The organism is Ralstonia mannitolilytica (assembly GCF_905397375.1).
Taxonomy (GTDB): Bacteria; Pseudomonadota; Gammaproteobacteria; order Burkholderiales; family Burkholderiaceae; genus Ralstonia; species Ralstonia mannitolilytica.
The window spans coordinates 19457-41036 of record NZ_CAJPVG010000018.1; the positions used below are offsets into that span (position 1 = coordinate 19457).

At 68.1% G+C, this 21580-nt stretch carries 18 protein-coding genes; 8 read left to right on the plus strand and 10 right to left on the minus strand.

Going from position 1 to position 21580, the window contains the following annotated elements:
- The first annotated feature begins 2 nt into the window (after positions 1–2).
- A complete protein-coding gene (locus KHN96_RS21635) occupies positions 3–1262 on the plus strand; it encodes an MFS transporter (RefSeq protein WP_045785095.1) in 1260 nt (419 codons plus the stop codon).
- A gap of 72 nt (positions 1263–1334) precedes the next feature.
- Complete coding sequence (locus KHN96_RS21640) at positions 1335–3587, plus strand: mechanosensitive ion channel family protein (protein ID WP_062737746.1); 2253 nt, start codon at positions 1335–1337, stop codon at positions 3585–3587.
- 4 nt (positions 3588–3591) lie between these two features.
- Here the strand turns inward: KHN96_RS21640 and KHN96_RS21645 are convergent, their stop codons facing one another.
- A complete protein-coding gene (locus KHN96_RS21645; RefSeq protein WP_062737756.1) occupies positions 3592–4323 on the minus strand; it encodes a PepSY-associated TM helix domain-containing protein in 732 nt (243 codons plus the stop codon).
- Positions 4324–4416: 93 nt separating this feature from the next.
- The gene (locus KHN96_RS21650; RefSeq protein ID WP_115044416.1) at positions 4417–5307 is read right to left on the minus strand and encodes a helix-turn-helix domain-containing protein; all 891 of its coding nucleotides are present in this window, start codon (positions 5305–5307) and stop codon (positions 4417–4419) included.
- Between the two features lie 144 nt (positions 5308–5451).
- On the opposite strand from KHN96_RS21650, the gene KHN96_RS21655 reads away from it, so the two are divergent.
- The gene (locus tag KHN96_RS21655; RefSeq protein WP_062737748.1) at positions 5452–6372 is read left to right on the plus strand and encodes an alpha/beta hydrolase family protein; all 921 of its coding nucleotides are present in this window, start codon (positions 5452–5454) and stop codon (positions 6370–6372) included.
- A gap of 10 nt (positions 6373–6382) precedes the next feature.
- Here the strand turns inward: KHN96_RS21655 and KHN96_RS21660 are convergent, their stop codons facing one another.
- Positions 6383–7186 carry a MipA/OmpV family protein gene (locus tag KHN96_RS21660; protein WP_238587543.1) on the minus strand — a complete coding sequence of 268 codons (804 nt, stop codon included), beginning with the start codon at positions 7184–7186 and terminating at the stop codon, positions 6383–6385.
- 199 nt (positions 7187–7385) lie between these two features.
- On the opposite strand from KHN96_RS21660, the gene KHN96_RS21665 reads away from it, so the two are divergent.
- Together KHN96_RS21665 and KHN96_RS21670 are read left to right on the plus strand one after the other, a co-directional pair.
- Positions 7386–8117 carry a response regulator gene (locus KHN96_RS21665; protein ID WP_045785090.1) on the plus strand — a complete coding sequence of 244 codons (732 nt, stop codon included), beginning with the start codon at positions 7386–7388 and terminating at the stop codon, positions 8115–8117.
- Between the two features lie 2 nt (positions 8118–8119).
- Positions 8120–9415 carry an ATP-binding protein gene (locus tag KHN96_RS21670; RefSeq protein ID WP_062737750.1) on the plus strand — a complete coding sequence of 432 codons (1296 nt, stop codon included), beginning with the start codon at positions 8120–8122 and terminating at the stop codon, positions 9413–9415.
- A 20-nt stretch (positions 9416–9435) separates the two neighbouring features.
- On the opposite strand, the gene KHN96_RS21675 is transcribed toward KHN96_RS21670, so the two are convergent.
- Complete coding sequence (locus tag KHN96_RS21675) at positions 9436–10236, minus strand: AraC family transcriptional regulator (RefSeq protein WP_045785088.1); 801 nt, start codon at positions 10234–10236, stop codon at positions 9436–9438.
- Between the two features lie 199 nt (positions 10237–10435).
- Between KHN96_RS21675 and KHN96_RS21680 the strand changes: the two genes are divergently transcribed.
- Positions 10436–11611, plus strand: a complete 1176-nt coding sequence (locus tag KHN96_RS21680; protein WP_045785087.1) for an ABC transporter substrate-binding protein — start codon at positions 10436–10438, stop codon at positions 11609–11611.
- A 163-nt stretch (positions 11612–11774) separates the two neighbouring features.
- Here KHN96_RS21680 and tcuC read toward each other — a convergent pair whose 3' ends face one another.
- Both tcuC and KHN96_RS21690 read right to left on the minus strand, forming a co-directional pair.
- Positions 11775–13070, minus strand: coding sequence for an MFS transporter (gene tcuC / locus KHN96_RS21685; RefSeq protein ID WP_045785086.1), 1296 nt, complete (start codon positions 13068–13070; stop codon positions 11775–11777).
- A gap of 8 nt (positions 13071–13078) precedes the next feature.
- Positions 13079–14314 carry an AGE family epimerase/isomerase gene (locus tag KHN96_RS21690; RefSeq protein WP_062739628.1) on the minus strand — a complete coding sequence of 412 codons (1236 nt, stop codon included), beginning with the start codon at positions 14312–14314 and terminating at the stop codon, positions 13079–13081.
- Between the two features lie 272 nt (positions 14315–14586).
- Here KHN96_RS21690 and KHN96_RS21695 point away from each other — a divergent pair, with 272 nt between their 5' ends.
- Positions 14587–16185, plus strand: a complete 1599-nt coding sequence (locus tag KHN96_RS21695; protein WP_062739629.1) for an OpgD/OpgG family glucan biosynthesis protein — start codon at positions 14587–14589, stop codon at positions 16183–16185.
- A gap of 282 nt (positions 16186–16467) precedes the next feature.
- Here the strand turns inward: KHN96_RS21695 and KHN96_RS21700 are convergent, their stop codons facing one another.
- Positions 16468–17094: a DUF1415 domain-containing protein gene (locus tag KHN96_RS21700; protein ID WP_062739630.1), complete on the minus strand. Its 627-nt coding sequence runs from the start codon at positions 17092–17094 to the stop codon at positions 16468–16470.
- Positions 17095–17291: 197 nt separating this feature from the next.
- Here KHN96_RS21700 and KHN96_RS21705 point away from each other — a divergent pair, with 197 nt between their 5' ends.
- A complete protein-coding gene (locus KHN96_RS21705) occupies positions 17292–17675 on the plus strand; it encodes a hypothetical protein (protein ID WP_045785083.1) in 384 nt (127 codons plus the stop codon).
- Between the two features lie 75 nt (positions 17676–17750).
- Here KHN96_RS21705 and glpK read toward each other — a convergent pair whose 3' ends face one another.
- From glpK to KHN96_RS21720, 3 genes are all read right to left on the minus strand, one after another.
- The gene (gene glpK, locus KHN96_RS21710; protein WP_045785082.1) at positions 17751–19247 is read right to left on the minus strand and encodes a glycerol kinase GlpK; all 1497 of its coding nucleotides are present in this window, start codon (positions 19245–19247) and stop codon (positions 17751–17753) included.
- A gap of 113 nt (positions 19248–19360) precedes the next feature.
- A complete protein-coding gene (locus KHN96_RS21715) occupies positions 19361–21106 on the minus strand; it encodes an ABC transporter substrate-binding protein (RefSeq protein WP_062739631.1) in 1746 nt (581 codons plus the stop codon).
- A 172-nt stretch (positions 21107–21278) separates the two neighbouring features.
- Positions 21279–21560 (minus strand): DUF2160 domain-containing protein, encoded by a 282-nt coding sequence (locus KHN96_RS21720; protein ID WP_045785080.1) that lies wholly within the window; start codon positions 21558–21560, stop codon positions 21279–21281.
- Positions 21561–21580 lie beyond the last annotated feature (20 nt).

A 21580-nucleotide genomic window follows, 5' to 3' on the forward strand; every position in this document is an offset into this window, starting at 1 on the left:
ACGTGACCGATTCTTCCGCTTCCGCAGCCGTGGCGCCCATCGAGCCCGCTGATCCTTCCCGCTGGCTCGTGCGCGGCCACCCCGGCTATCTGCGGGCGAACCTCGCGCTGTTTGCAGCGGGGTTCTCCACGTTTTCACTGCTGTATTGCGTGCAGCCGCTGATGCCGCTGCTGGCGCACGACTTTGCCTTGACGCCGGCGCAGACGAGCCTCGTGCTGTCGGTGTCGACGCTGCTGCTGGCGTTTGCGATCCTGTTTGCGGGCTTGCTCTCGGAGTCGATCCATCGCAAGACGCTGATGGGCGTGTCGCTGCTGCTGTCATCGGCGCTGACGCTGGCGGCGGCCGTCCTGCCGGGCTGGCATGGGCTGCTCGCCACGCGGGCCGTGCTCGGCATCGCGCTGGGCGGGGTGCCGGCCGTGGCGATGGCGTATCTGGCGGAAGAGGTGCATCCGCAGGGCCTGGGCCTGGCGATGGGGCTGTACGTGGGCGGCACGGCGTTCGGCGGCATGGCCGGACGTGTGCTCACGGGCGCCGCCGCCGACTACGCCGGCTGGCGCGCCGCCATGGGCTTCACCGGCGCGCTCGGCCTGCTGGCCGCCTTGGCGTTCCTGTGGCTGCTGCCGCCGTCGCGCCGCTTCGTGCCGCGCCACGGTGTGTCGCCCGGCGACCTGTTCGACACGCTGGCCGCGCATCTGCGTGAACCGGGCCTGCGTGCGCTGTTCGCCATGGGGTTCCTGCTGATGGGCGGATTCGTCACGGTCTACAACTATGCGAGCTTCCGGCTGCTCGGTCCGCCGTACGCCCTGAGCCACACTGCGGTGGGCGGCATCTTCATGGTGTATCTGCTGGGGATCGGCGCATCGACGTGGTTCGGACGGCTGGCCGACCGCCATGGCCGGGGCCGCATGTTGATGGCCGGCACGGCGTTGATGACGGCCGGCGTGCTGCTGACGCTGGCCGTGCCGCTGGCGCTTGTCATTGGCGGCATTGCGCTGCTGACCTTTGGCTTCTTCGGCGCGCATGCGGTGGCCAGCGGATGGGTCGGGCGCCGCGCGCAGCGGGCCAAGGGACAGGCTGCGGCACTGTATCTGCTGGCGTACTACCTCGGCTCGAGCCTGATCGGCACGGCGGGCGGCAAGCTCTACGCCCCGTGGGGCTGGGCCGGCGTGGTCGCGCTGGTGATGACGTGCATGGCGAGTGCGCTTGCCACAGCGGCGTGGCTGTGGCGGCGTGCACCGCTGCCGCCTGGCGCCAGGCGATAACGCCGACGCGCCCGGCGCGAATTCGCGTATCGTGCCGTGATTGTTGTCTGCACGATCGCGCTTTCTTTCGTCATGCCTACTCGTATCCTGTTCTGCTGCCGGCGATGGTGGATCGCGGCATGGTTTCTCATGATGGCCGGTACGGCGCAGTCGGCACCGGTGCCGTTTGCCAGGCTTGCCGGGCTGCCGACGTCCACCTCCGCTGCCTCGGCGCCTGCCGCCGATCCTGCGCAGACGCGCCAGTCGCTCGATACCGTCATCACGCTGCTCGACAACGACCAGCAGCGCGCCGCGCTCGTCAACGAGCTCAAGCAGCTGCGCGACGGTGTGGCGGCCCAGCAGCATGCGCAGGCCGAGCAGGCGCCGGGGCTGCTCGGCGCGGTGGCTTCGCTCATCGAGAACGGCTCGCTGCAGGCCGACGTCGAGGCCGGCGCTCCGCGCTACTGGCTGCGCCGCATCGAAGCGGCCAGCGGCGACGTGAGCCTCCTCCTCGCCCCCGACAAGCGCGCGCGTCTTGCGGCCGACTTTGTCGGCACCGTGGGCATCTGGGCGGCGATTGCCGGCGGCCTGCTCGGGCTGGGCTGGGTGTTGCGCCGCGTCTTCGGCATTCAGGCGGGGCTGGGGCGGCACCCGACCACGCGGGCGCTGTTCATCGACGCCTTGCGCAAGATCGGCCCGTGGGCCGTGTCGTTCGCGGTGCTGATGCGCCTGGGCGAGAGCGCCTCGCCCGGCTTCGTGCTGGCGGTGGTGCTGGCCTACGCGATCGTGTGGGGCGCGATCATCACGGCGGGCGTGGCGATGCTGTTCTCGCTGTTTGCCGGCAGCGCGCACCGGCGCGTGGCGGTGGAGTACCTGCTGCGCCGCTGCATGTGGCCGATCTTCCTGGCCGCGAGCCTGGGCGCCTGCGGCGATGCGCTGGTGGATCCGCGCGTCGCGCTGGTGCTGGGTGGTGCGCTCAGCCTGCTGCTGGCCACCGCGTGCAACGCCGTTTCGTCCCTGATGCTCGCGGTGGGCGCGCTGTGGTCCCGTCGCGCTGTCGGCCAGTTGATCGCCAACCGCCCGCTCGAGCTGCGCCAGGGCGAGCATGCCGGCAACCAGCTCCGCAGCCTGATGGCGACGCTATGGCCGGTGCCGGTGGTGCTGCTGGCCGGCGTGACGTTGCTCGCCACGCTGACCATGCCCGACAACGTCGACGCCGTTTCGCGCCGTGCGGTGATGACGTCGCTGCTGCTGGTGGCAGCCCTCTTCCTGACGGTGGTGGTGCGCCCGCGCGCCAGCTGGCGCCTGCGCCTGCGGATGGCACGCACGTCGCCGTATGTGGAGCGGCTCAAGCAGTTCTTCACCGCGCTGCTGCAGCTCGGCATCTGGATCGTGTTCGTCGAGCTGGCGCTGCGCGTGTGGGGCCACACGCTGGTGGAGGTGACGCACAGCTCCGTCAACGGCAAGCGCATCGCCGATGCGCTGGTCGGGCTCATCAGCACGGTGTTTGCCACGTGGCTCGTGTGGATCCTGCTCGATACGGCGATCCTGCAGGCGCTCTCGCCGGCCACCTCGCGCGCGCAGCCGAGCACGCGGGCGCGCACGATCCTGCCGCTGCTGCGCAACGGGCTGAAGGTCACGCTCGTGGTGACGGCGGGCATTGGCGTGCTGGCCAATCTCGGCGTGAACGTGACGCCGCTGGTCGCCGGCGCGGGGGTCATCGGCCTTGCGGTGGGTTTTGGCGCGCAGTCGCTGGCGCAGGATCTGATCACCGGCATCTTCATCCTGATGGAGGACACCATCAGCGTGGGCGACGTGGTCGATGTGGGCGTGGCCTCCGGCAGCGTCGTCAACCTGACCATCCGCACGGTGCGCCTGCGCGACGGCACGGGCGCCGTGCTGTCGATCCCGTTCAGCCAGATCAAGACCGTGCGCAACCTCTCGCGCGACTACTCGTTTGCCGATTTCGAAGTGCGGGTGGCCATGGATGCCGATCCGCAGAAGGCCATCGAGCTCGTGCGCGCTGCCGCGGACCAGGTGGCCGGCGAACCGCGCTTTGCGTACACGCTGCTGGGCGGGGCCGAGATTTTCGGGCTGGACCGCTTCGAGGGCGGCGCGATGATCGTCAAGGGCCGCTTCAAGACGCTGCCGCAGAAGCAGGCCGATGTGCTGCGCGCCTTCAACGTCGTGGTGAAGGACACGTTCGACAAGGAAAAAGTCGCGCTGGCGACGCCGGCGACGGTGCTGCAGACTTCGCCGGCGTTCGAGGAGTGGATGACGCGGGTTGGGCCGGCCGGCGAGAAGCGCGAGACGGCGGCGGTGGCGTCGTCCGCACCGCCGGCCTAGCGCGCTACAGGCGCGCGATGGCCAGACCGATCGCCAGCAGACTGCCCAATCCGAAGATCGTCCAGCCGACGGTGCGGCGCTTGGTGGTCAACACCCACAGCCACAGGCCTGAGATCGACAGGAAGATCAGGCAGCCGGCCAGCGTATCCACCAGCAGAATCCACGGCACCGTCATGCCGACGCCCTTGTGCAGGTTCATCAGCGTGCCGAGGAAGCCGTTGTCGGTCTGGCGGATCGCTACCGAGCGGTTGCCAGCCCAGTATTCCGCCTGGATCTGCGTGGTGGCGCTGCCGAAGTTGAATGTCCATTGCTCGGGCTGCATCAGCGGCTTGGCGGCGGCGGTCTCGCCGTCCTTGCCCTTGGCGGGGCGCTCGGCCCAGGCCACCGGCTTGGCCTTTTCCACGCGCACGCGGGCGGCCGGCTCCGGCAGTTTCAGCGCCTGCTGCAGCCAGGCGTTCATGGCCTCCGGCGTGGCCGGCACGGGGTCAGGCAGCGCGATCTGCGTGTTGGTGCGCTGCTGCGCCACCGGCAGCTTCATCACCGCGCGGTGGTTCAGCCAGATGCCGGACACGCCAAAGATCAGCCCCATCACCGCACCCCATAGGCCAAACCAGCCATGCGTCTTGCGCAGCCAGCGCACGACCGTGGCGCGGCGATTGGCCGGGTGATCGGCCTTGGCCTTGGCAGGGCGGGCGGCCGGTTGGGTGGAAAGCGGGGGATGTGACAGGTCGGTCATCGAGCACATTGGCGGCGCCACGGCCGCCGGACGAAGGGCAAAATCGACCGGCCAATATAGATGAGAATGATTCTCGTTGCAATGCGGCGTGTCTTACAACGTCATACGCTCCAGCGCCCGCCGCGACGCCTCGTCGGCCGGATAGAAGCACTCGATGCGCATCTCCTGCAGCCCGGCGTCGCGCGGCGTACCCAGCGTGGTGAGCGTGGTGAACAGCGAGATCGTCAGGCCATCGCGCTGTAGCGTGACGGGGAGGAACGGCGGCGGGTCGCCGGCATCGGACGCGGGCCCGGTCGGCAGGGGCGCATCGGCCGCTTCGAACAGCGCCGGCTGCAGCGCCCGGATGTCGTCCAGCAGCCGCTGCGTGGCCGGGTCGATGGCGTGCAGCGCCAGCTCCTGCCGAACGCGCCGGGCCAGGTAGCGCCCAACGGCCTCGCGGTTGACGATGGCCGGCCACAGCGCCGTCGGGTCGAACACCAGCTTCATCATGTTGACCGCGCCGGGCGCGCCTTCGGACCGGTCGTCGCCGATGGCCCAGCGCATCAGGCGGCGGTGGGCGGTGTTGGCATCCAGCAGGTGCCAGAAGCGGTCGAGCACGATGGCCGGATACGGCGCCTGCTTGTCGAGGATGAGCTTCACCGCGTGGCGCACGGCCTGCATCATGGGGGAGGCCTCGTCGGCCGGGGCGCCCAGGCCCTGCTCGGGGTAGGCCGGTGCGAAGCCCGCGGCCAGCAGCATCTGGTTGCGATGCCGCAGCGGCACGTTCAGCTCTTCGGCAAGCTGCAGGATCATGTTGCGGCTCGGGGCCGCGCGGGCCGATTCGAGAAAGCTCACGTGCCGCTGCGACACGCCGGCCGCCAGCGCGAGGGCCAACTGGCTGTAGCCGCGCCGGTTGCGCCAGAAGCGCAGCAGTTGCGCAAAGCGGGAGCCTGCCGCCTCGGGCGGCTCGGCGGGCACCGGGGCACTGCGGGCTTCATCAAGCATGGCGGGCGTGTCTTCGGACTGGCGCGGGTTCATGGCGGTATTGAAGCAGACGGAAGTAGGTGCCGCGATTACCTGTCGCGTAATTGTGACCCCGCCGGGCGCCGCCAATACTGCAGGCACCTCGACCCGCCCAGTGGAGTGCCCATGCAGCGCGATCCCATCGACTACCCCGCCGATGCGCTTCCCACCCGCGAAGACCACGTTCGCACCGCCGACGGCTGGACGCTGCCGGTGACCGTCGCCAGCCCCGGCCTGGGCGCGCGCGGCACGGTGGTGATCTGCTCGGCGCTCGGCGTGCCGCGCCAGTTTTACGATGCCTTCGCGCGGGCGCTGTGCCTGGCCGGTTGGCGCGTCGTGACGTTCGACTATCGCGGCATCGGGCCGGCGCTTGCGAGCGGCCCGGGCGTGCCGCGCTTTGCCGACTGGGGCCGATACGACATCGACGCCGTGCTGAAGTGGGTGCGCGACACGCTCGTCCCCGAAGGCTGCGGCGGCCGCAGGCTGGTGGTGCTCGGACACAGCGCGGGGGGCCAACTGGCGGCCCTGGCCCCACACATCGTGCATGCCGATGCGCTCGTGCAGGTGGCGTCTTCCCTGGCCAATGCGCGGCTGTGGCCTTGGGGCGGCGGGCTGGGCCGCGTGCAGTTTGCGTGGCTGCTGCACGTGCGGATTCCGCTGGCCGTGCGGTCCGCGCGCGGCGGCTGTCTGCCGCTGTCGAGCATCGGCATGGGGCCGATGGAGATCCCTTCCACCATCCTCGCCGACTGGGCCAGGCTGGCGCGTCGGCGCGGCTACGTGTTCGCGCCGCGCGCCGGTCTGGACACGTCCCGCTACGCGCGGCTGAACGTGCCGCTGCTTGCCTGGGGATTCGACGACGATGCCTTCGCGCCCGCGCGCGCCATCGATGCGCTCGTCGCACAGTTTCCGGCCGCCCGTGTCACGCGGCGGCAGGTGGGTGGCGCCGCGCTGGGCGCCAAGGCCGTCGGCCACATGGGTTTCTTCCGTGCGTCGTCGGGGGCGCCGTGGTGGCGCGAGACCATCGCCTGGCTCGATGCACTCGCCTGAGCGTGCCGCCTCAGAAGGTGTAGACGATCCCCGTGCCGCCAAAGTAGCTCTGCCTGGTCTGCACGATCGGGCTCCTGGCGGCGTTGCCGAGCAGGCGCGTGGCGCCCACGGCGGTCTGCAGTGCCCAGTGGCGCGAGAAGGTATGCCGCCACGCCACCGTGACGGAGACGGCCGTGGCGCCGCCCTTGGCGTCGTACTCGGCAAAGCCGCTGTTGGCCGACTGTTGCGGCGTCACCCCGAAATAGGTCTGCATGTACTTGCGCGAGCCGAAGTGCAGGCTCGGGTTCACGCTGATCGTGTCGTTGCCCCATTCCACGACGGGTGTGTTCAGGTCGAGATGCCCGGACCAGCCGCGCTCGCGGTGGCTGACCGGCACTTCCAACGTGGCGCTGGCGGTGGCGTCGCCCCACACCTTGGTGCCGACGGTGAACACGCCCAGGAACGCGCCCTTGATGTCGCCCATCCCCTTCAGGTGGTCCGAGCCTGCGCGCCCGTAGCGGTTGCGCTCGGTGCGGCCGGCGTCGTACGACAGCGCGGCCGACGCGAACATGCCGTTCAGGAAGCGGATGGCATAGCCGGCACCGCCCTGCAGCGGGTCGATGAACCAGCCGTTGCCGAAGTCCGCCCGGAAGCCTGGCCCGGCGGTCACGGTGTACTGCTTGCTGCCTTCGTAGCGCGGCGCCGCCCCCACGTTGAGCGACAGCGAATACGACGCCTCGTCGGCATGGACCGGCGACGGCAGCCACAGGCCGGTCAGCATGGCCAGACACGGCACGGAAAACCGCAGGGAAAGACGGGAGAGACGTTTGGACACGGTCGGGACCTCTTGAAGGATCTTCGGAAGAAGGAAGAGCCCGCAGTCTGGCCAGTGGCCGCCCGCACGTCTGTCTGGAAATTGCCGGGAAGTTGTGCGCAATTGTGTGCGAGTGTCTGCAAGTTTTTCCGGGCCAACCACTCGCAAGGCAGCGCGCATACACTGCCGGCCATCAAAAGAACAAACGGGGGTATGAGCGATGACCGAGGGGCCGCTCAAGACCAAGGTGCTGCTGATCGAGGACGACGATCGCCTCGCGCAGCTTGTCAGTGAATACCTGGGCAACTACGAATTTGCGGTCGACGTGGTGCGCCGCGGCGACATCGCCGTGGCCGCCGTGCGCGAGCACCAGCCGGCGCTGGTGATCCTGGATCTGATGCTGCCGCACATGGACGGCATGGAGGTGTGCCGGCGCATCCGGGCGTTTTCGCGCGTGCCGGTGCTGATCCTGACCGCCCGCGTCGACACGTACGACCAGGTCGCGGGCCTCGAGATCGGCGCCGACGACTACGTGCTCAAGCCGATCGAGCCGCGTCTGCTGGTGGCCCGCGCGCGCGCATTGCTGCGCCGCGCGTCGCCGGCCATGTCGACGTCCGAGCCGGCGACGCCGCGCGACGACACGCTGGTCTTTGGCGAACTCGTCATCTCGCCGCCGAACCGCACCGTCACGTGGCGCGGGCAGCCGGTCGATCTGAAGACGGCGGAGTTCAACCTGCTGCTGATCCTGGCGCGCGCCGCCGGCACCGTGCTCAGCCGCGACGACATCCTCAAGCAGCTGCGCGGCATTGAATTCGACGGGCTGGACCGCACGGTCGATTCCGGCATCTCGCGCCTGCGCCGCCGCTTTGGCGACGCGTCGCCCGAGCCGCACAAGATCAAGACGATCTGGGGGCGCGGCTACCTGTTCAGCCCCTCGGCCTGGGAGGATTGAGCGTGTTCAAGTCATTGTTCAAGCTGTATGCGATGGTCGTGCTGGCGGCTGCGCTGGCGCTGGTCGCCGTCAACAAGTCGTTCGTCCTGCTGTTTCATGACACGCTCACGCACGGCGAGCGCGAACTGCGCAAAGGCTACGCCTTCGCCCTGCGGGAATACCTCGATCGCGCCGGCGACGCCCGCGAGGCTGCCATCGCGCGGCTGAACGACAACGCGTGGGAGAGATTCGATGTCGTCGATCCGGCCGCCGTGCCTGCGTTGTCCGCGCAACAGCGGCGCGACCTCGCCCAGGACAAGCTCGTGCTGCTGACGAACGGCAAGGACTACTACCTGCCGCTGCGGGACGGCGCCGTGCTGCACGCGCACGCCGACGACATCGACTACAGCCATATCAAGGCGATGGCCTACGGCCTGATTGCCATTGCCGCGCTGCTGCCGCTGATGCTGTGGGTGTGGTCGCACTGGCGCGACCTGCGCACGCTCGAAGAGGCCGCACGCGCCTTTGGTGCCGGCAGGTTGTCCACGCGCGCCAATCTGCGCAAACGCTCGAACGTGTATGCGCTGGCGCGGCAGTTCGACGACATGGCCGAGCGCATCCAGGGCTCGATCCAGCACCAGCGCGAGATGATGAACGGTATCTCGCACGAGCTGAAGACGCCGATCGCGCGGCTGGAATTCGGCATCGCGCTGCTGCAGTCACCGCTGTCCGACGATCAGCGCGCCGTCCGCGTCGATGCCCTGCGCCGCGACGTGCGGGAACTCGATGAACTGGTGACCGAGCTGCTTGCGCTGAGCCGCCTCGAGCAGGGCGCCACGCACCTCGTGCTGATGCGCGTGGCGGTGGGCGAATGGCTCGACAGCGTGGTCGGCAGCGTTGCCAATGACGTGGCCGATCGCCAGCTCGCGCTGGTGGTACACGCCGATGCCGCACCTACGCACCATGTATGCGACCCGCGTCTGGTGGCACGCGCGCTGCTCAACCTGATCCGCAACGCCGCACGCTATGCGCAGCACACCATCATCATCCGGGCCGAAGCGGGCCCGGCAGGTGCGCTGTGCCTGACGGTGGAGGACGACGGGCCCGGCATTCCGCCTGCCGACCGCGCGCGCGTGTTCGAACCGTTCCTGCGCCTCGATGCGAGCCGCGATCGGCACACCGGCGGCTTCGGCCTCGGGCTGGCGATCGTGCGCCGCATTGCGCTCGTGCACGGCGGCGAGGTGCACCTCGACGCGGCGCCCGGTGGCGGCGCACGCTTTGCGGTGCAGTTGCCTGCGATGGCGATGCCGCTGATTTAGCCCCGCGGCTTCGCGGCGGCTCAGTTGGGCTCGTCGCTGCCGGGCCGGTGCAGGAACGCGCTCGGGCTGCTGCCGAAGGCGCGCCGGAACATCGCCGAAAACGCGCTCTGGCTGTTGTAGCCGAGCGCCTGCGCCACCTGCGCGAGCGGCATCCCCTGCGACATCATCGGGATGGCGCTGGCGAGCACGGCCTGCTGTCGCCATTGCGAGAAGCTCACACCCAGTTCATCGCGGAACCGCCGCGCCAGCGTGCGCGTGCTGGCGCCCACGTGGCGGGCAAGATCGTCAAAGGTGAGCGATGTGCCGGGGTCGGCCATCACGCGCTCGCACAGGGCGCGCAGGCGCTTGTCGGCGGGCATCGGCAGATCGAGCGGCAGCGGCGCACTACGGCGCAGCTCGTCGAGGATGAGCGTGGCGAGCGCCTGCTCGCGCGCCGCGGGCAAGGGCTGGCGCACGTCCATCGCGGCAATCAGCTCGCGCAGCAGCGGCGAGACCTCCATGACGCGGCACTGCGTGAGCGTGCCCGTCACCACCGACGGGTCGGCATACAGCGTGCGCAGGAAGGCGGCCTCCACGACCCACACCTCGTGCTCGATACCCGGCGGAATCCAGATCGCCCGCGAGGGCGGCACGACCCACGCCGTATCGCCGGCCTGCACGCGCAGCACGCTGTTGTGGCTGTACGCCACCTGCGCCCACGGATGCGTGTGGCGCGGGAAGCGCGTGTTGGCGTCCATCTGCCGCGTGTAAAGCCGCACCGGCCGTGCCGGCGTGGGCGGCGTGCGGCCTTCGATGTCGGTGGGCAGGATGCGCTGCGGCATGGCGGGTTTGCGACAGGGACGATCCGGCGAGTCTAAAACGGCTGGCGGGGCTTGTCGAAAGCCCCTGCGCGATGGCAGGCTATCGGCCGCGTCACCGTGTTGGACGCCATACAACGACAAAGTGGATCGCAGGACGGACAACCGCCGCGATCTCGACAAAACGCCGCCGCCCATGAGGCCGCGGTGAAGGGTGCGAATCATGCAAACGGGAAATCACGCGCGCTGCCGGAGCGCGCGCTGGCTGGCGGGCCTGCGCCGGCCATGGGGCGCCGTGCTTGCGGCGGGCGCCATGCTGTCGGCATCGGCCGCCCAGGCCGATATCAGCGTCATCCAGTCCTTGCCGCTCACGGGCTCACAGGCCGCGACGGGGCGGGCGCTCCACGCCGGCGCGCGGCTGTATTTCGACTGGCTCAATCTCGAAGGCGGTATCAATGGCGAGACCATCCGCCTGGTCGCCCGCGACGATGAACAAAAAGTCGAGCAGACCGTGCGCAACGTGCGCGACATGGCGCGCATCGACAACCCTGTCGCGGTGCTCACGGTGGTCGGTACCGCCAATGTCGAAGCGCTGATGCGCAACCGCGTGCTGGCCGAAGCGAACCTGCCGCTCGTCGGCCCGGCCACCGGTGCCTCGACCATGACCGGCGACCCCCTCGTGTTCCCCATCAAGGCGAGCTACCAGCAGGAGATCGACAAGATGGTGAGCGCGCTCGTCACCATCGGCATTACGCGCATCGGCGTGCTGTACCAGGACGATGCGCTGGGCAAGGAAGCCCTGGCCGGCGTGGAGGGCACGCTCAAGGCCCACAAGCTGGCGATTGCGGCCACCGCCTCGTACCCGCGCAATACCGCAGCGGTGGGTGCGGCTGTCGACAAGCTGCTCGACGCCGATGTGCAGGCGATCTTCCTTGGCGCCACTGCCGAGCCGGCCGCGCAGTTCGTCAAGCAATACCGCGCGCGCGGCGGCGGCGCGCAACTGCTGGGACTGTCGTCCATCGACCCCGGCATCCTGCTCAAGGTGGCGGGCATCGATGCGGTGCGCGGCTATTCGCTCGCGTTGGTGATGCCCAACCCCGGCAAGGCCGTGAACCCGATCATCCGAGAATTCAACCGGGCGCGTGCCGTGGTGGGCGCCAAGGATGTTGAGCCGTCGTTCCGGGCAGTGGAGGGGTTTGTTGCCGCCAAGGTACTCGCTGAAGCGATGCGGCGTGCGGGGCCCAAGCCTACGCGGGAGCAGGTGCGTCGCGAACTGGCGCACCTGCGCAACTTTGATGTGGGCGGTGGGTTTGTGGTGGATTTTTCGGACCGGTCTCGGCCTGGGTCGCACTATGTGGAGTTGGGGGTGGTGGGGCCTAATGGGTTGGTGATTCAGTAGGGGTTTTGGGGGGTGGGGGTTTGTTGCTTGATTTTGTTGCTGGTGGTGCATCCCTTGTATCGGCCCCGGCAGGGGGTGAAACAACGGATGCACCACAAACAAAAAAATCCCCCAGAGCCAACACCCCAGGGGACCTCCATACACAGCATTCAGCACCAGCCAATCAGGACACAGTCGCCGCCCCATGCACATGCTTGCCGGCCGGCTTGACCACCGCCAGCGTGGCAATCAACCCACACAGCGCAGCGAACGACACCCACACGCCCGGCATCGCCTTGTTGCCGGTGGCGTGGATGAGCCACGTGGCAATCGCCGGCGTGAAGCCGCCGAAGATGGCGGTGGCGAGGCTGTATGCCAGCGAGAAGCCCGTGGTCCGCACGGCCGGCGGCATGATCTCGGTGAGGGTAACGACCATTGCGCCGTTGTAGCTGCCATACAGGAACGACAGCCAAAGCTCCACCGCCAGCAGTCGCGCGAACGACGGTGCGCCCACCAGCCACACCATGGCCGGATAGGCCGTCAGCAGCATCAGCACCGTAAAGAGGATCAGCAGCGGACGGCGGCCGACGCGGTCGGACACCGCGCCCATCACCGGCAGCCAGAACAGGTTCGATGCGCCCACGCACAGCGTGACGATCAGGCTGTCCATGTCGGACAGGTGCAGCACGCTCTTGCCGAAGGTCGGCGTGTACGCGGTGATCAGGTAGAACGACACGGTGGTCATCACGACCAGCAGCGTGCCTGCACCCACCAGGCGCCAGTTCTCGACCATCGAGCGGAAGACCTCCGCCATGTCGGGGCGGTGCTTGCGCTTCTCGAATTCTTCCGTCTCGCGCAGCGAGCGGCGGATGATGAACAGGAACGGCACGATCAGGCAGCCGACCACGAACGGGATGCGCCAGCCCCATGCGCTCACTTCAGTCGGCGGCATCGCCAGCGAGAGCAGCACGCCCAGCAGCGCGGCAAACATCACGGCCACCTGCTGGCTGCCTGACTGCCAGCTCACGAAGAAGCCCTTGCGGCCCGGCGTCGCGATTTCGGCCAGGTAGACCGACACGCCGCCCAGCTCCACGCCCGCCGAGAAGCCTTGCAGCAGGCGTCCGATCAGCACGAGCAGCGGCGCGGCCAGCCCGATGCTGGCGTAGCTGGGCACCGCCGCGATCAGCAGCGTGCCGCATGCCATCAGCGCGAGCGTGAGGATCAGCCCCGCGCGGCGGCCGTGGCGGTCGATGTACGCGCCGAGGAAGATCGCGCCCAGCGGGCGCATCAGGAAGCCCGCGCCAAACGTCACCAGCGAGAGCATCAGCGAGAGGAACTCGTTGCCGGCCGGGAAGAAGGTGTCGGCAATGGCCTTGGCGTAATAGCCGTAGACCATGAAGTCGTACATCTCCAGGAAGTTGCCGCTGACCACCCGGAAGATGGCGCGGGCCTTGGATTCATTGGGGTTGTGGGTATGCATGATGTGTCTCACTCAACAGCTTGGGTACAACGTGCGGACGAGCCGGACAGGGCTGCCCGGATCGCCTCGTAGAACGTGGTGATGTGGTACGGCGTGCTCGACGGCATGTCGGCGCGCAGGCGCTGGCCCGTGGCGTCGATCACCTCGTTCCAGCCGTGCGCGTGCAGGAAGCGCGCCGACCACGCCGGCAGCATCTGCGCGAGCATCGCACCGTGCGTCCCGGTGCACAGCGCCAGCGCGCGGCCGTACTCGGTTTGCGCCCAGATGCGCTGGCTCGCGTCGCGCGGCGTGCCGTCCAGGTTGAGCGCCAGGCAGACGCCATGGGTGTCGGCATCCACGCCCAGGCGGCAGGCGCTGTCGACGGCGCGGGCCAGCGTCTCGGCCAGCCGGCGCCCGGCGCCGGCGCGCGAGAACACCTCGGCATGCGCGCGCACGAGGTAGAACCATTCGAACTGGTGGCCGGGCTCGATGCGGTTGTCGGTGTTCGGCGCGTCGATCGGCAACTCGGTGATGCTGCCGGTGTGCGTGTCGATGAAGCGCGCGAGGATGCCTTCTGCCAGGGCGTGCACGCGGGCTTCGGCCCAGGCGGGCGCCTCGCGCAGCGCGGCGGCGGCCAGGTACGCCTCGGTCAGGTGCATCACGGGGTTCTGGGCGACGCCTGACACGGTCTGGCTGAAGGTGGCGTCCATTGCTGCCACGGGTAGCGGCGTCGTGCCCACGTGCGTGAAGCGATGTGTGATCACGTCGTGCGCGTCGCGCATGAGCGCGGCGGCACGCGGGTCGTCGCTCACGGCCAGCCAGTGGGCCGCCGCAAACAGCACGAACGCGTGCGTGTACAGATCCTTCGTGGTGTCTTGCGGCGCCAGCGCGCTGTCGATCGCGAACACCCACCCGCCGTGGAGGGTGTCGCGAAACCGTGTGTCGAGTGCGTGGCACAGAGCGGCGGCGCGTTCGGCGCAGACATCGCGGTGCCGGGCGGAAAGCTGCGTCGCGCGGGCGAACGTGTACAGCTGCCGCGCACACGCCATCGCCCGGTAGCGCGAGGCAGAGGCAGGCACCAGCGCATCGCTGCCCTGGACGAGCGCTTCATAGCAAAGGCCGGCCTGTGCATTCCAGCCGGGGCCGAGCCACATGGGCAGCAGGACGTCGTCGTAGTACCGGTCGAAGGACTCCAGGGCAGCCGCAAGCGCGGCGGACGGCTCGGCCGGATCGGGCTGGGCGGGCGAGGAGGGCGTTGGAAACATGTGCGCCGTGATGATCGTGGCGCCGGGCCTCAGCGGTGCGTGCCTCGGCCGGCGGGAGCGGGAGTCAGTTCACCATAGGCGACGCACGGGCGTTCCACGTGTGAACGGACTCGGGATTGTGCTCCAACTGGCCGTGCGATGCCACGCCGATCTGTCCGAAACGTGCCATTCCCGGCCATGCCGCAGGGTTGTGGGGCCAATGAAAGGTTCGACCGGGAGACTGGCCGGGCGCGGTGTGCGAAGATGAGTGACCCCTGGCTCCGCTGTCTTCCATGCATCGTCGCGACCTGCTCAAGCAGTTGGCCGCCGGGCTCCTGGCCCTGGCACCTGGAATGTCCCGCAGCGCCCCCGGCGCGTCGGAACCGTTTGACGAAGCCCGCCTCCTGGCGCGCGCCCGGGCCTTGGCGGCCCGGCCATACCGGCCGCGCGGCACACAGCTTCCGCCCGCCGTCGCCGCGCTCGATTGGGACGCATATCAGTCGATCGGCTATCGCCCGGATCATGCGTTGTGGGCCGCGCAGCAGTTGCCGTTCGAGGCGAGGTTCTTCCACCTGGGCCTGTTCTTCAAGTCGCCCGTGCGCCTGTATGAAGTCGTGGACGGCCGGGCGCACCGCATCGCCTACGACGCGGCGATGTTCGACTACGGCAAAAGCGGCCTCGACCACGCATCGCTGCCCGCCGATCTCGGTTTTGCGGGGTTCCGGCTGACCACCCGCGCGGACCCGACGCGCGACGTGGCGGCGTTCCTGGGGGCGAGCTACTTCCGCGCGGTGGGCGGGCAGTGGCAATACGGCATGTCGGCGCGGGGGCTGGCGATCGACACCGGCTTGCCGCGCGCCGAGGAGTTTCCGGACTTCACCGAATTCTGGCTGGTGCGCCCAGCGCCCGATGCCGACGTCGTGCGGGTCTATGCGCTGCTTGATTCGCCCAGCGTGGCCGGCGCCTACCGCTTCGACATCCGCCCCGGCGACACGCTCGTCATGGATGTCGGCGCCACGCTGTTCGTGCGCAAGCCGATCGAGCGGCTCGGCATTGCGCCGCTCACCAGCATGTTCCTCTACGGCGAAAACGACCGCACCGACCGCGCAGGCGATCGCCACAGCGCGGCGCGACGCTGGCGCGCGTCGGACTGGCGCCCGGAGATCCATGATTCCGACGGCCTGGCCATCTGGCGCGGTTCGGGCGAGTGGGTCTGGCGCCCCTTAGCCAATCCGCCCATGCTGCGCAGCCAGCGCTTTGCCGACGACAGCCCGCGCGGCTTCGGCCTGCTGCAGCGCGACCGCAATCCCGATCATTACCAGGATGACGGCGTCTTCTACGAGAAGCGCCCAAGCGTGTGGGTCGAGCCCGCGCATGGCTGGGGCGAGGGCGCCGTCGAGCTGGTCGAGCTGTCTGCCAACGACGAAACCTTCGACAACATCGTCGCGTTCTGGCGGCCGGCGGTGGCGCCCGTGGCCGGGCAGGAGATGGCGTTCGGTTATCGGCTGACGTGGGGCGCGCAGCCCGCGGCGGCCTCGCCACTGGCGCGCGTGGTCGCGACGCGCACGGGCATTGGCGGCGTGGTGGGGCAGCCGCGCAAGTACTTCTCGTGGCGGTTTGTCGTGGACTTTGCCGGCGGTGAGCTGTCGCGGCTGGGGCGCAGCACGGCGGGATCGACTGTGGAGCCCGTCATCCGCGCCTCGCGCGGGCGGGTGGAGATTGCGTCGGCGCGGCCGCTGGCGAGCATCGATGGCGTTCGGGCGATGTTCGATGTGGTGCCGGATGCGAGCAATGCGCCGATTGAGTTGTCGCTGACGTTGCAGTCGGGGGAGCGGTTGCTGTCTGAGACTTGGGCGTATCAGTGGACGCCGCCGGTGGATCGAGGCGTGTGAGCGTCGTTTCTTCGGGCGTCGGCTTTTATGGCTGGTGCCGGTCTATCCCTTGTTTCACCCCCTGCCGGGGGCGACTCACTTTCTTTGTCTTGCCAAAGAAAGTAAGCAAAGAAAGGCGCGCCCGAGATGGCGACCCACTCCTTGAATTTATGTCGCAGGGAGGGGAAGGGAAAAACTCGCTTCGCTCAGACAGTTTCCCTTCCTTTTTCCTCCCTGCAACAGAAATTCAAGGCGCCATCTAGGGCATCAACGGCCAGACCGTCGCTGCCTTTGGTCAGTTGGTTAGTCGCGGGGCGGTATCTTGCCGAACTTCTTTGCCATTTCTGCCCAGCCTTCGGGGCCCAGCCGTTCCATCGTCGCGATATTGCGTTCGTAGATGTCGGCTGCATCGGGGACGGCTGCGGCGGCGCGGGCGATGCTGTCTTCGCGCAGCAGATGCAGGATGGGGGCCGGCGCGCGGTTGGTGGCGTTGGCGATGTCGTCCGGTGCGGCGTCGGCGAAGACGAAATCGGGATGGAAGCTGGCCAGTTGCAGTTCGCCTTCGTAGCCGGCCTTGGCGAGCAGGGTTTCGGCGCGCTCGGTGAGGGTGTGGAAGCCCAGGAAATCCGCCAGCGCGGGGACGATGAGCAGCGTGGTGTCGATCTGTGCGGCGGGGGTGGTGCGCAGCAGCTCGGCTTCGGCGCGCAGGTGGTCGAGCACGTCGCCGTCCAAGGTGGCGCGGCTCACGACGTAGCGGACCTGCTGCTTGACGTGCACGGCCTTGGCGAAGGGGCAGAGGTTCAGGCCGATGACGGCGTCTTCGAGCCAGCGCTGTACGCGGGCGACGTGGTCGGCAGCAACACCGGCGTCCAGCGGGAGGGCGTCTGCGGGTGGGTCGAGCAGGGTGAAATCAGACGTGGGTTCAGGCACGGTGCGGCGGTGGCAGGAATGTCAGCGCGCAGTGTAGTCGATGGCCGGGAGCGCTTCTTGCGGCACTGAGGGTGTTGTGTATTGCAACACCCGGCGCGTGCGCTTTGAAGCGCGTCGAGACCGCTTCCGGTGTGCCTTACGCGCCACCGATGCGGTCAGACCTTCCCATGACCGTGTAAAAAGAAAGGAGCCCAACCATGATGGAACTGCGCCCGACCAAGACCACACTGAAAACCGCGCTTGCCATGGCGGCCGCCCTGGCTGCGTCGGCGGCTTTCGCCCAGATGACGCCGGCACCGCAGACTTCCCCGCAGACGACCGGCACCGTGCAGACCGCGCCGGGCGGCCAGGGTCCGGCCACGTCCTCACCCGACCCGCTGGTGCAGAAGCGCATCGAGGACAAGGCCGCGAATGACGAATACAAGGCGCGCAAGGCCGACGCCAAGGCCGCCTACAAGGAAGAAAAGAAGGCCGCCAAGGCCAACCGCAAGGCCCAGCGGAAGGAGGCCCGCGCCGAGCGCAAGGAAGCCATGAAGGAGCAGGGCGGCCCTGCCCAGACGCCGAACAGCGAAGGCAAGTAAGCCGCTCGCGGCACCATGAAGAAAGGCGACCCTCGGGCCGCCTTTTTTTTCTTGCGTGGCACGTCGACGTCGGCGTCAGTGGCCGCGCGTGGTCGGCAGGCGGACCTGGGCGACGGCCATTTCCCATTGGGCGATGCGGTGCGCGGCCTCGTCGCGGCTGATGACGGGGTGGAACGTGCGGGAGGCGCGCCATTGCTGCGCGACTTCCGCTTCATCGCGATAGAAGCCCGTGGCGATGCCGGCCAGGTAGGCCGCGCCGAGCGCCGTGGTCTCGATGATCTCCGGACGCACGACAGGAATGCCGAGCAGGTCCGCCTGGAACTGCAGCAGCAGGTTGTTGGCCGAGGCGCCGCCGTCCACGCGCAATTCCGAGATGGTGGAGACGGCGTCGCGCGTCATGGCCTGCAACAGCGCGGTGCTCTGGAAGGCAATCGACTCCAGTGCGGCTCGGGCGATGTGGCCGATCGTCGTGCCGCGTGACAGGCCAACGATGGCGCCCTGCGCGGTGGGATCCCAGTACGGCGCACCCAGCCCCGTGAACGACGGCACGAACACCACGCCGCCCGAATCCGGCACCGAGGCGGCCAGGCCTTCGACGTCTGCCGAACGCTGGATGGCGCGCAGGCCGTCGCGCAGCCACTGCACGACCGCACCGCCCACGAAGACGCTCCCTTCGAGCGCGTAGCTGCGCGTCGTGCCGCTCTGGCAGGCGGCCGTGCTGATGAGGCCGTTGTGCGATTGGACCGCCTTGTCGCCGGTGTTGAGCAGCATGAAGCAGCCGGTGCCGTAGGTGTTCTTGGCCATGCCGGGCTTGAAGCAAGCCTGGCCGAACAACGCAGATTGCTGGTCGCCGGCAATGCCGCCAATGGTGAGCGAGGCGCCGAGCCAGTCGGCATCGGTCTGCCCAAATTGATACGCGGACGGATGCACCTCGGGCAACAGGCTCGGGTGAATGTCGAGCGCGCGCATCAGGTCCGCATCCCATTCGCCGGTGTGGATGTTCCACAGCATCGTGCGGGACGCGTTGGATACGTCGGTCACATGCAGGCGGCCGCGTGTGAGCTGCCAGACGAGCCAGCTGTCGATGGTGCCGAAGGCGAGTTCGCCACGCGCGGCGCGCTCGCGGGCGCCATCCACGTGGTCGAGAATCCAGCGCAGCTTGGTGGCCGAAAAATACGGGTCGATGATCAGCCCGGTGCGCTTGCGCACCTCGTCTTCCAGGCCCTCGGCGCGCAGGCGCTCGCAGATGGCTTCGGTGCGGCGGTCTTGCCAGACGATGGCGTTGAAGATCGGTTTGCCCGTGGCGCGTTCCCACACCATGGTGGTTTCGCGCTGGTTGGTGATGCCGAGCGCGGCCATGTCGGCGGCGGAGAGCTTGGCTTGTTCGAGTGCGGCGCGGCAGGTGGCGAGCTGGCTGTTCCAGATGTCGAACGGGTCATGCTCGACCCAGCCGGGCTGCGGGAAATGCTGCGGAAACTCCTGCTGGGCACTGGCGACGATCTGGCCGGCGCGGTTGAAGACGATGGCGCGTGAGCTGGATGTGCCCTGGTCGAGCGCGAGGAGGTATTCCATAAGGCAGATTCAGGTGACCGCCGGGCCGGAGTGAACCTGTCCGGCGGTGGGTAAAACGGAAGCAGGCATGGTAGCCCGCCGGCCGATGGTTGGTCGACCGGCGGGCATGCGAATTAACGCACCTTGCCGGCCTTCCAGGCTGCGAGCAGCTTGTCGTAAGCCACCGTCTCACCCTTCGGACGCTCGTTGTCGAGCTTCTTCCACGGGGCGTGTTCGGTCGACAGCCACTTGTTCGGATCGCCCTCCGGGTTCAGCTTGGGCGCGCAGTTCTTCATGCCGGCGCGCTGCAGGCGGGACATCACCTGGTCCATTTCCTTGGCGAGGTTGTCCATCGCCGCCTGCGGCGTCTTCTCGCCCGTGACGGCCGTGGCGACGTTCTTCCACCACAGCTGTGCCAGCTTCGGATAGTCGGGCACGTTGTTGCCGGTCGGCGTCCAGGCCACGCGGGCCGGGCTGCGGTAGAACTCGATCAGGCCGCCGTACTTGGCCGCGTTCTTGGTGAAGTAGTCGCTGTGGATATCGGAGTCACGAATGAACGTGAGGCCGGTGATGGACTTCTTGAGCGACACGGACTTCGACGTGACGAACTGCGCGTACAGCCACGCGGCCGCGCGGCGCTCGAACGGGGTGGACTTGAAGAACGTCCACGAGCCGACGTCCTGGTAGCCGTTCTGCATGCCGTCCTTCCAGTACGGGCCGTGCGGCGACGGGGCCATGCGCCACTTCGGCGAGCCGTCGGCGTTCACGACCGGGCCCGGCTTGGTCATCGGCGCTGTGAAGGCGCTGTACCAGAACACCTGCTGGGCGATGTGGCCTTGTGCGGGCACCGGGCCGGCTTCGTTGAAGGTCATGCCGGTCGCCTCGGGCGGGGCGTACTTCTTCATCCAGTCGATGTACTTGGTGAGGGCGTACACGGCGGCCGGGCTGTTGGTGGCGCCGCCGCGCGAGACCGATGCGCCCACCGGCGTGCACTTGTCCTTCTCGTCGACGCGGATGCCCCATTCGTCGACCGGCAGGCCGTTCGGGATGCCCTTGTCGGCGGAGCCGGCCATCGACAGCCAGGCGTCGGTGAAGCGCCAGCCAAGCGACGGATCCTTCTTGCCGTAATCCATGTGGCCGTAGACGCGCTTGCCGTCCAGCTCCTTCACGTCGTTGGTGAAGAAGTTGGCGATGTCTTCATAGGCCGTCCAGTTGACGGGCACGCCCAGGTCGTAGCCGTACTTGGCCTTGAACTTGTCCTGCAGGTCCTTGCGGGCGAACCAGTCGGCGCGGAACCAGTACAGGTTGGCGAACTGCTGGTCAGGCAACTGGTACAGCTTGCCGTCCGGCGCGGTGGTGAAGCTCGTGCCGATGAAGTCCTTCAGGTCCAGGCCTGGGTTGGTGAATTCCTTGCCTTCGCCGGCCATGAAATCGGTCAGCGGCATGATCACGCCGTAGCGGTAGTGCGTGCCGATCAGGTCGGAGTCGGAGATCCAGCCGTCGTAGATGCTCTTGCCGGATTGCATCGAGGTCTGCAGTTTTTCGACGACATCGCCTTCCTGCATGATGTCGTGCTTGACCTTGATGCCGGTGATCTCTTCGAAGGCCTTGGCCAGCGTCTTCGATTCGTAGGCGTGCGTGTCGAGCGTTTCCGACACGACGTGGATCTCGGTGACGCCCTTGGCCTTGAGCTTGGCGGCGGCGTCGATGAACCACTTCATTTCCGCCATCTGCTTGTCTTGCGACAGCGTGCTGGGCTGGAATTCGCTGCTGATCCATTTCTTGGCCTCGGCTTCACCGGCATGGGCCGCGCCGACTGCCAAGGCACTCGCCAGTGCAATGGCACTGATCTGTAGCGTCATGCGCCAGGATGTTTTCATCGGTATCTCCTCGTGCTTTTGTTCTCCCCGCAGCGAAAACATCCGACATTCCGACGCGGGGAGCGTGGTGGAATGCGTGTGCCCGACCGTCAATGCGGGCGTGGAAGCGCGGCATTCTGCCGACACTTCCGGACTTGCGAAATCGAGACTGCCCTCTAAGCTCGTGCGGCCCTCAGCCGCGCCACATGATCAGAACCAGCACCACCATCGAGGCGACGAAACCGCCCCAGGGCGTGGTGCCCTCCGACGTCAGCCCGACCCACGCCAGATTGATGTAGGCGGCAGTCAGCAACCCGATGAAGAGGCGGTCGCCGCGCGTGGTGGCAATGGGCAGGAAACCCTTGCGCTCCACGGTCGGCCGGACCACCTCCCATACCGTCATGCTGGCCAGCATCAACGCGATGCAGCCGAAGAAGATCGCCACCTCGGGCGTCCAGGCCATCCAGCTGAACATGTCCTTGTCTCCCAAAGCGA

Excerpts from the sequence above, each read along its gene's own strand:
- KHN96_RS21640 (WP_062737746.1), top strand. The coding sequence starts at position 1,335 with ATGCCTACTCGTATCCTGTTCTGCTGCCGGCGATGGTGGATCGCGGCA.
- KHN96_RS21645 (WP_062737756.1), bottom strand. The coding sequence starts at position 4,323 with ATGACCGACCTGTCACATCCCCCGCTTTCCACCCAACCGGCCGCCCGC.
- KHN96_RS21650 (WP_115044416.1), bottom strand. The coding sequence starts at position 5,307 with ATGCTTGATGAAGCCCGCAGTGCCCCGGTGCCCGCCGAGCCGCCCGAG.
- KHN96_RS21655 (WP_062737748.1), top strand. The coding sequence starts at position 5,452 with ATGCAGCGCGATCCCATCGACTACCCCGCCGATGCGCTTCCCACCCGC.
- KHN96_RS21665 (WP_045785090.1), top strand. The coding sequence starts at position 7,386 with ATGACCGAGGGGCCGCTCAAGACCAAGGTGCTGCTGATCGAGGACGAC.
- KHN96_RS21675 (WP_045785088.1), bottom strand. The coding sequence starts at position 10,236 with ATGCCGCAGCGCATCCTGCCCACCGACATCGAAGGCCGCACGCCGCCC.
- KHN96_RS21680 (WP_045785087.1), top strand. The coding sequence starts at position 10,436 with ATGCAAACGGGAAATCACGCGCGCTGCCGGAGCGCGCGCTGGCTGGCG.
- tcuC (WP_045785086.1), bottom strand. The coding sequence starts at position 13,070 with ATGCATACCCACAACCCCAATGAATCCAAGGCCCGCGCCATCTTCCGG.
- KHN96_RS21690 (WP_062739628.1), bottom strand. The coding sequence starts at position 14,314 with ATGTTTCCAACGCCCTCCTCGCCCGCCCAGCCCGATCCGGCCGAGCCG.
- KHN96_RS21695 (WP_062739629.1), top strand. The coding sequence starts at position 14,587 with ATGCATCGTCGCGACCTGCTCAAGCAGTTGGCCGCCGGGCTCCTGGCC.
- KHN96_RS21705 (WP_045785083.1), top strand. The coding sequence starts at position 17,292 with ATGATGGAACTGCGCCCGACCAAGACCACACTGAAAACCGCGCTTGCC.
- glpK (WP_045785082.1), bottom strand. The coding sequence starts at position 19,247 with ATGGAATACCTCCTCGCGCTCGACCAGGGCACATCCAGCTCACGCGCC.
- KHN96_RS21715 (WP_062739631.1), bottom strand. The coding sequence starts at position 21,106 with ATGAAAACATCCTGGCGCATGACGCTACAGATCAGTGCCATTGCACTG.
- KHN96_RS21720 (WP_045785080.1), bottom strand. The coding sequence starts at position 21,560 with ATGTTCAGCTGGATGGCCTGGACGCCCGAGGTGGCGATCTTCTTCGGC.